This window comes from Nocardiopsis sp. NPDC006832 (assembly GCF_040635885.1).
Lineage (GTDB): Bacteria > Actinomycetota > Actinomycetes > Streptosporangiales > Streptosporangiaceae > Nocardiopsis.
The window spans coordinates 1-9,316 of the sequence record NZ_JBEYLC010000114.1; the positions used below are offsets into that span (position 1 = coordinate 1).

Annotated in this window: 11 protein-coding genes and 1 pseudogene; 8 read left to right on the forward strand and 4 right to left on the reverse strand. The window is 67.3% G+C overall.

Annotated elements, in window-relative coordinates; translation table 11 throughout:
• The 6 genes from ABZ717_RS27985 to ABZ717_RS28010 all read left to right on the forward strand — a co-directional run.
• Positions 1-918 (forward strand): hypothetical protein (locus tag ABZ717_RS27985; RefSeq protein ID WP_358516067.1); only part of this gene is annotated, 918 nt, incomplete at its 5' end.
• Between the two features lie 60 nt (positions 919-978).
• Positions 979-1,410, forward strand: coding sequence for an HIT family protein (locus tag ABZ717_RS27990; protein WP_358516069.1), 432 nt, complete (start codon positions 979-981; stop codon positions 1,408-1,410).
• Between the two features lie 475 nt (positions 1,411-1,885).
• Positions 1,886-2,077: a hypothetical protein gene (locus ABZ717_RS27995; RefSeq protein WP_358516071.1), complete on the forward strand. Its 192-nt coding sequence runs from the start codon at positions 1,886-1,888 to the stop codon at positions 2,075-2,077.
• 153 nt (positions 2,078-2,230) lie between these two features.
• A complete protein-coding gene (locus ABZ717_RS28000; RefSeq protein WP_358516073.1) occupies positions 2,231-2,884 on the forward strand; it encodes an XRE family transcriptional regulator in 654 nt (217 codons plus the stop codon).
• 95 nt (positions 2,885-2,979) lie between these two features.
• Positions 2,980-3,699 carry a class I SAM-dependent methyltransferase gene (locus ABZ717_RS28005; protein ID WP_358516076.1) on the forward strand — a complete coding sequence of 240 codons (720 nt, stop codon included), beginning with the start codon at positions 2,980-2,982 and terminating at the stop codon, positions 3,697-3,699.
• Between the two features lie 86 nt (positions 3,700-3,785).
• A complete protein-coding gene (locus tag ABZ717_RS28010) occupies positions 3,786-4,211 on the forward strand; it encodes a DinB family protein (protein ID WP_358516079.1) in 426 nt (141 codons plus the stop codon).
• A gap of 296 nt (positions 4,212-4,507) precedes the next feature.
• Here the strand turns inward: ABZ717_RS28010 and ABZ717_RS28015 are convergent, their stop codons facing one another.
• The 4 genes from ABZ717_RS28015 to ABZ717_RS28030 form a co-directional block, all read right to left on the reverse strand.
• Positions 4,508-5,044 carry an NUDIX domain-containing protein gene (locus ABZ717_RS28015; RefSeq protein WP_358516081.1) on the reverse strand — a complete coding sequence of 179 codons (537 nt, stop codon included), beginning with the start codon at positions 5,042-5,044 and terminating at the stop codon, positions 4,508-4,510.
• A 99-nt stretch (positions 5,045-5,143) separates the two neighbouring features.
• A complete protein-coding gene (locus ABZ717_RS28020; RefSeq protein WP_358516083.1) occupies positions 5,144-5,968 on the reverse strand; it encodes a glycoside hydrolase family 16 protein in 825 nt (274 codons plus the stop codon).
• A gap of 172 nt (positions 5,969-6,140) precedes the next feature.
• Positions 6,141-7,514, reverse strand: a complete 1,374-nt coding sequence (locus ABZ717_RS28025) for a HAMP domain-containing sensor histidine kinase (protein ID WP_358516086.1) — start codon at positions 7,512-7,514, stop codon at positions 6,141-6,143.
• Positions 7,511-8,176: a response regulator transcription factor gene (locus ABZ717_RS28030; protein WP_358516090.1), complete on the reverse strand. Its 666-nt coding sequence runs from the start codon at positions 8,174-8,176 to the stop codon at positions 7,511-7,513. The genes ABZ717_RS28025 and ABZ717_RS28030 overlap by 4 nt, the downstream gene beginning before the upstream one ends.
• A gap of 162 nt (positions 8,177-8,338) precedes the next feature.
• Here ABZ717_RS28030 and ABZ717_RS28035 point away from each other — a divergent pair, with 162 nt between their 5' ends.
• Positions 8,339-9,025, forward strand: coding sequence for a PepSY domain-containing protein (locus ABZ717_RS28035; RefSeq protein WP_087103411.1), 687 nt, complete (start codon positions 8,339-8,341; stop codon positions 9,023-9,025).
• Positions 9,026-9,168: 143 nt separating this feature from the next.
• Positions 9,169-9,316: pseudogene (locus ABZ717_RS28040) on the forward strand (LytR family transcriptional regulator); the annotation flags it as partial.

The window sequence follows — 9,316 nt, forward strand, 5'->3', positions numbered from 1 at the left end:
CACACCGCAGTGCTGGAACAGGCCGAGCCGGTGGCGAACACGATGGAGCGAGCGGCACGTGAGGCCTGGGGCGAACCCACCGTCATCCAGGTCTCGGACGACCCCCACGCTTGCACGGTCCTGGACGTCGTCCTCACCACGCTCAACCACACGACCGTCCTGGTCTGGCGACGGGAAGACCGCTACGTCGCCCTGATCAGTGGTCAAGGCGACAAGGAACTGCGGTTCATGGTGACCTTCCTGGTCCTTTCCCGCGCCGCCGTGGAGGACGCCGTCTTCGACATGACGGGTGAAGCGCCACAGGCCTCGGCCGTGGAGGAGGGCCTGGTCGCGAGACTTCCGTCCGGGATCACCCTTCCCGGGCAACTCGGTCGCGCGTGGTCGTTCATGGAATCGCAGGGATGGGGAGGAGAGGACACCGGGGGAGACCCGTTCCTCACGCCCTATCCGGGAGAGTTCCAACTCGGTTCGGTGTTCTCGGCGGGTTTGTCGGTTCGTGGGTGGCTCGACCCCGAGGCGCCCGGCGCCGAGCGCCTCATCCCGCTCGCGGAGACCGACGGCTCTGGCGGCCTCGCCCTGCTCTGGTTCGACGACTCAGGTGCGCCTCGCTTCGTGGCGCTTTCCTCGGAAGGCGGCGAAGGGATCCGCCTCGCGGACGACCCCGTCGACTTCCTGAAGCTGGTCGCGATCGGGTACCGGGAATTCGTCGACCATGCCTTCGGCGCCGAACCGGACGCGTTCGATGATGAGGACGACACCGAGGGACAGGAGGCGAAGGAGGCCCACGCTCTGTTCCGTGCCTGGGTCGAGTCGGAGTTCGACGTCACCGTTCCGAGTATGTGGGAAGTGCGCCCGGACCGAGAGTTCCAAGCGTGGCTGCAACCGTTGGTCGACGAACACGGGATCGGACTCGATTGATCGACCGAGGTCCCTGATAGAACCTTGAGGACGCCACTCGCGGACAAGAAGGGCCTTCCCATGCCGACCCTCTTTTCGAAGATCATCGCCGGTGACCTACCCGGGCACTTCGTCTGGAAGGATCCGGAGGTCGTGGCCTTCCTGTCCATCGCCCCGCTCCGCCCGGGCCACACCCTGGTCGTCCCCCGTGCCGAGGTCGATCATTGGACCGCTATCGAGCCCGCGCTCCTGACCAAGTGCATGGAGGTGGCCCAGGCCATCGGTCAGGGTGTACGCGCGGCCTGGGACGCCCCTCGTGCCGGGATGGTGATCGCGGGCTTCGAGGTCCCGCACATGCACGTCCACGTGGCCCCGGTCTGGGACCTGTCCGATTTCGACTTCACCACGGTGGAGGTGGAAGAGGACCGGAACGTTCTGGAAGCGGCGGCCGAGCGGTTGCGCACCGCCCTCCAAGAATTGGACTTCCCCCACGCCGTCCCACCCCGGACCTGACCCGAGCTGTCCTGAGTCCCTCGGTGACCTGGTTCTGTGTGTCGTTGGTCAGGGACCGGTATATGGGATCATGACGGCGTCGAAGAGGTGACCCCGGCTCGGAACTCGGCCTGATCCGAACATAACGCGGAGATAACATGCCGCGTTGTCGCAGGTCGTTAACTGTGAGCCCCACGCACGTGGGGATGGACCGACTCCCCGCATCATGGGCATCTTCCCCACCCGTGAGCCCCACGCACGTGGGGATGGACCGGGGAACCCGCCCCCACGCTGCCCCCGCATCCCGTGAGCCCCACGCACGTGGGGATGGACCGGGGAACCCGCCCCCACGCTGCCCCCGCATCCCGTGAGCCCCACGCACGTGGGGATGGACCGTCGTCGCCGACACGATCACCGCCGCGCCCGAAGAGCCCCGTGGAGCCTGGGGTGTGCCAGGACCGCCTCTGTTCACCCCGCGACTTCCTGAACTGGACTCATGAGCGAGACATCGTCGAATCCTCTGGGCGTGTTCCTGCGTGCCCGGCGCGAACTGGTCACGCCCACGCAGGCCGGTATCCCCGAATGCGGAGTGCGGCGTGTGCTCGGGCTTCGACGCAGACGGCGCACCGGTAGCCGTTGTGCTCCATTGCTGACATCGCGTCGAGGGCCGGGCCTGTACGGGCAGTAGATGTGCGTCGACCCCGGTGCCTCCGGTGGCGGCGTTGGTGGAATGGGTTCAAGGGGCATCATCTGCGCTGGTCAAGGTAGTCGGGTCGGGTATCGGTCCTCAACGGGCCGGGAGGTCGCCCTATGTTCGGTCGGGTCGAATTCCTCTGAGTCGATGAGTGAAGATGAACCGATGAACGAACGCGAGGACCCGGAAGCCCCCGAAGTTCCCAAAGACCGGGAAGGCCATGATCGGAACGGCGATCAAGTTGTGCTCGACGACGTGGGTGTTCGGTTGCGGATCCTCCGTAAGCAGGCGGGCCTGACCCTGACCGAACTGGCGCAGCGGACCGGGATCACTCCGAGCACCCTCTCGCGGCTGGAGACCGGCCGGGTTCAGCCCAACCTGGGACAGTTGCTGCCGCTCTCACGGGTCCATCGGCTCCCGATCGACGAACTCGTGAACGCGCCCCGGGTGGGTGATCCGCGCGTGCACCTGCACCCGGTGCGCCGTTTCGGTTTGACGTTCGTCCCGCTCATTCGACGTGCCGGTGGGGTCCAGGCCTACAAGGTCGTCTATCCACCCGCCCGATCCCTTCCGACGCCCGGCATGCGTACTCACGAAGGACACGAGTGGTTCTACGTACTCTCGGGAAGCGTTCGACTGGTCCTGGGCACTGAAGAGGACCTCCTACTGAAGGCCGGTGAGGCCATCGAGTTCGACACCCGTACGCCGCACTGGATCGGCAACCCCGCTGAACGGGAGCCCGCCGAGGTCATCGTGGTCTTCGGAACCCAAGGCGAACGCGTCCACCTGCACGAGAGCTGAACGGTTCGGTGCGGATGGGTTCTTTGTAGATTTGCTTCTTTGCATATCTGCACAGGAATGTGCCTCCGGGCCCCGGGAACGCCCACCATGGCGGCATGGAATCAGAAACCGCACCGCTCCCGTCCAACCGAGAGTTCTGGGAAGGCCGATACCACGACGAGGATTCCTCCTCACCGGACCCCGGACCGAGCCCGGCCTTCACCTCGCTGATAGAGGATCCGGCCCTCGCACCACCATCCATGGGCACCCGTAGGGCACTCGAACTCGCCTGCGGTCGCGGAGGAGACGCACTGTGGACGGCCGCCAGGGGCTGGCACGTCACCGCCGTGGACATCTCGGAACGCGTGCTGGCCGTACTGAATGAACGTGCTCGCAGAGCGGGCCTGGCGGATCGCTTGAGCACACGGCACCACGACCTGGCCCTCTCGGTGCCCGAACCCGAGGCGTGGGATCTGGTCTACGCCAACCACTTCCACACCCCGACGGACATCGACCGTGACGCCATCCTGCGTCGTGTCTCGGACTCGGTGGTCGAGGGCGGGCTGTTGATCGTCATCGACCACGGTTCCAGTGCTCCTTGGTCGTGGGAGCAACGCGAGGATCATCCGACACCGGAGGATCTGTGGAACTCGCTCGACCTGGGGGCCGACTGGTCCGCCCTCGTATGCGAACGACGCTCCCGGCTCGCCCAGAGTCCCGAGGGCGCCGTGGGTGCAGGGGGTGCCGAGAACGTCCAAGGGCCGGAGGGAGACGAGGACCGGACCGCATGGGTGATCGACAATGTGTTGGTGGCGCGCCGTCGCTCGACGACATGAATCGATCGACAGTGAAGGGAAGCAATCCGATGCCCGACTCGAACCGACGACGGGACCGGCCACCGCCCAGGACCGGCCCGAGTGAGATGGAGGTCCTCACCGGCTTCCTGGACTACCTGCGCGAAAGTGCCCTGGCCAAGGTCGTCGACGCGCCCGAGGAACGTGTGCGTGCTCCGGGGGTCGCCTCCGGCACGAACCTGCTCGGTCTCATCGAGCACCTGACCCATGTCGAACGCCGGGTCTTCCTCGGGGAACAGCCCCATGACTGGGCGGACACCTTCCAAGCAGATCCGCGCAAGAGTACGGAAAGCGTCCTCCAGGGATATCGCGAAGCCGTCTCCGCGGCAAACCAGGTGATTGCGGACTGCGCGGACATTGAAGGTCCGGCTCACTCGGGCGAATCCGCGCCGTCGATGCGGTGGGCATTGGTGCACATGATCGAGGAGACCGGTCGTCATGCCGGTCACCTCGACATCCTTCGGGAACTGATCGACGGCAGCACCGGACGATGAACCTGAATCTTGCCTTGGGAGGTAGCGCGGTGAGGCGGGGTGAGGTTAGAGAGCGCTGGGGTTGTTGGGCGTTGTTCGGGTGGGTTGGTGGGGCGCCTCGGGTAGGGGCCCTTGAGGTTGTTGGGCGGGGAAGGAGGGAGAACCCACCCCCGCAACGCCCAACCACCCCAAGAGCCAGAAACCCGAGGCGCCCCACCAGCCATCCGAGCAACGCCCAACAACCAGAAGAGCTCCTAGCTCAGGCGCCCCACACGCCCACCCCCACACCCACCCCGCCAGATCACCGGCAGGGCTATCTACCCGAGGCGCCCCACACGGGGACCGACAAGGCGCTCGGCCACTTCCAACGGGTACCACTCGGCGCTCTCGACCTCGGACTCCTGGACACGCCCGATCTCCCCACAACTCGTGGCGAAGGCGTATCCGAAGTCGAGGTGGAAGTGCGCGGGCTCGTCCTTGTCCGGTCGGGCGGGGACCTCGCCGAACTCGACATAGACGGGAACCGGCGGACCAGGGGCGACCGTGCCCACGTCGACGCCGGTCTCTTCCACCAACTCGCGTGCGGCGCCGGCGATCAGCGTGGAGTCGGTCGGCTCCAGGTGGCCGCCGGGTTGCAGGGTGAGGCCGTAGGCGCGGTGCTCGACCAGCAGGATCTCGGCCCGGTGGCGAACGAGCAGGGCACCGACGGTGACGTGCAGGGGGAAGGTCCGACGTGAGGCGAGGTCGCGGCCCTGGCTCAGCATTCGGGCCGGTTCGGCGAGCGTGGCCGCTTCTTCGGGGTGACGTCGCAGGTAGTCGGTCAGCGTGGCTCGGATCTGTGCGTCGGTGATCATCACGGTGTCCTTCGTCCTGCCGGAAGCCGCTTCACCAGGGGAAAGCGGGGATGCCCGGTCCGGACGGCCCCGGACCCGACACCCCCGCCGCTCACTCGGTCAGTCCAGGGAGTACACGCGCACGTGGTCCACACGCATCTCCTGCGGGAACTGTGTGCTGCCGTCCGGGTAGCCCGGCCAGTCGCCGCCCACGGCGACGTTGAGGATCATGAAGAACGGCTGGTCGTACACCCACGGGTTTCCTCGGGTGTCCTCCCAGGTGTAGGTCTGGTAGGCGTTGCCGTTGACCGACCAGGTCACCGATCCGGGTCGCCAGTCCACGGCGAAGTCGTGGAAGGTGTCGGCGAAGGACCACCCCTGCGGATGCATGTACGAACCGGTCAGGGGGTTGCCGCCGTGGTATCCGGGTCCGTGCAGGCTGCCGTGCACCAGGTGGGGTTCGCGGCCGATGTTCTCCATGATGTCGATCTCGCCGGAGTCCGGCCAAGGTGTTTGGGGGAAGTTCGCGCCCAGCATCCAGAAGGCCGGCCAGATGCCCTGTCCTCGCGGGATCTGGATGCGTGCCTCGATCCTGCCGTACTGGGGCTGGACCTTGTTCTGTGTGGTCATGCGCGCGGAGGTGTAGGAACCGTCGGCTTCCTGGCGGGCGGTGATGACGAGGTGGCCGTTGCCGTCCAGTGCGGAGTTGGCCCGGCTGTCGGTGTAGTTCTGCAGTTCGTTGTTGCCCCAGCCGTGGTCGCCGGTCTCGTGGTTCCAGTTGGCGGGGTCGGGGGCGGAGCCGGCGGGGCCGTCGAACTCGTCCGACCAGACCAGGGTCGCCGCGGTGGGCACCGGTTCCTCGGTCTCGGCGGAGGCGGCGGCGGGGGTGTGCAGGAGGGCGACCGCGGTGAGGAGGGCGGCGGTCGAGGAGGTCAGGGTACGCATGGCGTGCTCCGGGGGAGAGGCCCAAGGGGCGTGGCGGGCGGAGTCGATCCCTGTGGGTCACGTCGGCCGTGGGTACGGGTTCGGTGACCCCTGGTATTGGAAAGTTACCTTACGTTTAGTCTGGCTGTCCGGCAAGGGGGGCACAGGACCTTCTTCCCCGCCGGGTCGTCCTTCAGGCCGTGGCGATGGGCAGGAGGATACGGACCGAACTCCCCTGGGGACCACTCTCTAAGGCCACACGGCCGCCCTGCGCCTTCACCAGGGATCGTACGATCGGCAACCCCAGACCGACGAGTCTTCCCGACTGGTCGGAGCGCGTCGTCACGAACGGTTCGAACACGTGCGGGAGCAGTTCTGGATCGACCCCGGTTCCGTCGTCCGTGACGGTCAGGGCCACGGTGCCCTCGTCGACGTCGGTGGCCACGTCGACGACCACGTCCTGTGGGTTGTGGTCGATCGCGTTGGAGATCAGGTTCATCAGGCACTGCTCCAACCTGGCCTGGTCTCCGAGCACGACCTGAGGCGAGGCCTCTTGGAAGACCACTGATCGCGCGAAGGGGAGCGACTCGATCCTGGCCCGCACGGCATCGAAGAGGTCGGGCAGGAACACCGGACCGCGGTCGGCGTCGATCTCGTCGCCGCCGCGTGCCACCGCCATGAGGTCCTCCAGGACCCGACGCAACCGTTCGAGTTCGGCGTGCACGATCTCCGCCTCCGGCCCTCCCAGCAACTCCAGGTGCCCCTCGGCGACCGCGAGCGGGGTGCGTACTTCGTGGGAGATCGCCGCCAGGTAGCGGCGCCGACCCGTGTCCGCCTGTTCGATACGGGTGAGCATCCGGTTGATCTCGGTGGCCAGCTCCGTGACCTCGTCGTGGGTTTTCGGGACGGGCACACGTGTGGTGAGGTCGGCGGGGGAGATCCCCTGCGCGGCCGCAGACACCTCCCGCACCGGGGCCAAGGTGCGACGCACCACCAGCCACAGCGCGATCCCGCCGCCGCCGACACCGATCCCTCCGGCCAGGGCGGTGACCAACAGGACCGTGGCGGCCGTGTCGTGGACCATGTCCAAGGGCGCGACGACGGTGATCACGGCGATCTCCTCGTCGGTCGCGTCGGTGACGGGAGTGTCCAGCACACGGATCCGGCCGACGTCGGTGTCCATCGTTCGGGCGACCCCGGGGACCGAAGCGGGCGCGTCGTCGCCGCGCATGAGCCCCGCGACCTTGGAAGGGCCGCCGGTGCTCTGCAGACGGACCCCGTCGACGTGTATCAGTGAGACATGTCGGGCCCCACTGGGGCGGATCGACAGTGCCCGGCGTGCGGCGCGTTCGGCCTCGGGACCCGACACCACACCGTCCAGCCCGGCGGCGGTGGGCATCTGTTCCCCCAACGTGTCGCTCAGGAGTTCGGACTCCTGACTCAGCAGGCCGTCGACGTCGTTTCGGCCGGAGACCAGGACCAGCTCATAGGTCAGGGCGGTGATACCGCCCACCACCAACACCATCACCAGCAGGGACCGTAGGACCACGCGTTCGGTGAGGCTCACCTGGCGCCGTCGCTCAAGCGATAGCCGACACCGCGCACGGTCTGGATGTGATCCGCTCCGAGTTTGCGGCGCAGTTGGCTGATGTAGACCTCGACGACGTTGGAGGCCCCGTCGAAGTCGTAACCCCAGACCAGGTCCAGCAACCGGGTTTGGGAGAACACCTGACCGGGGTGGTGCAGGAAGACCGCCAACAGGTCGAACTCCCGGGCGGACAGGGCGATGGCGGCACCGTCCACGAAGGCGGTGTGCCGTCCCAGGTCCAAAGTGATGTCCCCGGCGGTCAGGGTGTCGGTACGGTCCTGACCGCCGGTACGCAGCCGGGCGCGGATCCTGGCCAGGAGTTCGTTCACGCTGAACGGTTTGACCATGTAGTCATCGGCGCCGGCGTCGAGGTTGGCGATCCGGTCACCGACCGCGTCCTTGGCGGTGAGCACGATGACCGGTACCGAGGGGCGGCGCAGGCGGAGCCGACGCAGGACCTCCTCACCCGACAGGTGCGGCAACCCCAGGTCCAGGACGATCAGGTCGACATCGGTGGACAGGGCCATGACCAACCCGTCGACACCGTCGGAGGCGGTCACCACCCGGTGTCCGGCGTCCTCCAGGCCGCGCCGGACGAAGGAGACGATGCCCTCCTCATCCTCCACCACCAGAATCGTCACCGCGCCGCACCCTCCTGCTTCCTTGGACCGCTCCAGCATGCCGGTCGATGCTGAGCCCAGCATGAGGGGAACCTGAAAACGGGCTTCAGGTTGGTTTCAGGTTCCCATCATCGCGCTGGTGGACAATGAGGTTCGCTCGACACCCCATCGAGGAAGGAGCCGATGATGCGACGCCTGCCGAGGTTCCTCCTCACCTGCGCGGCCGCCTTGTCGGCCCTGGCCATGGGCGGGTACGTCCTGCTCGGGGACCCGGAAAGGACGGTCGACACGATCCGTCTCGAAGGCTTCACCGGTGCTCCCACCCTCCGCTCCCCGGTGGGGGAGGGCCCCTCCCGGCCGGTCGACGGCCTTGAGCAGTTGGTCGGTGGCCTGCGTTCCGGTGCGGCCGTCGAGGACTGGTACGTCGCGGGTGTCGGGGTCGACGTCGGCCCTCGCGCGTGGTTGCTCACCGATGCGATCGTAGGGGACTTCGATGGCGACGGCGTGGCGGACCCGGTCCTGGCGGAACTGCGTGCCCTGGAGGGCGCCGAGGTCACACTCGGTGTGCGCTATGACTCCGACAGGGACGACGCCGGTGTGTTCACCATCAATGGGTCGCCCCTGCGCGACACCGACGGCGGGCCCGCCCCGTGGGAGGACTCCGGGGCCTCGGGAGAGGCCGGCCGTGGTGAGGTGGCCCTCGCCGCGGAGGAAGCGGTCGGAGAGGGGGCTCGGGCCACCGAAACCGAGCGCGTCGACGAGGCCGGCCGGCGCGGGTGGGAGGTCCGGGTGCGGGGCTCCGACGATCAGGAGTACCACGTGATCCTCGACCTCTCGGGCGCGGTCGTGGATGTCCGCGCGGACCACTGACGGTCGGTGACCGGGGGTTCCGGCGGTTTCGTGCCCCTTCTTCGCTCCCCACCTGAAGGCGACCTTCAGGTTCGTTTCAGGAAGAACTCAGCAACCACTGACACGCTGGGCGGGTTCGGTCGGAAACGGGAGAGGAGGAGGGGTTGTCACGTCCACCATCCCCTCGGTTGTCCACTGGACAGCGGGTCGCCTGTGTCGTCACGGCGTTGACCATCGTCGCAAGTCTGGGCGGCTACGGCTGGTACCAGGGGTTGATCGGCAACATCACCACCACGCAGGTGGACACCGACG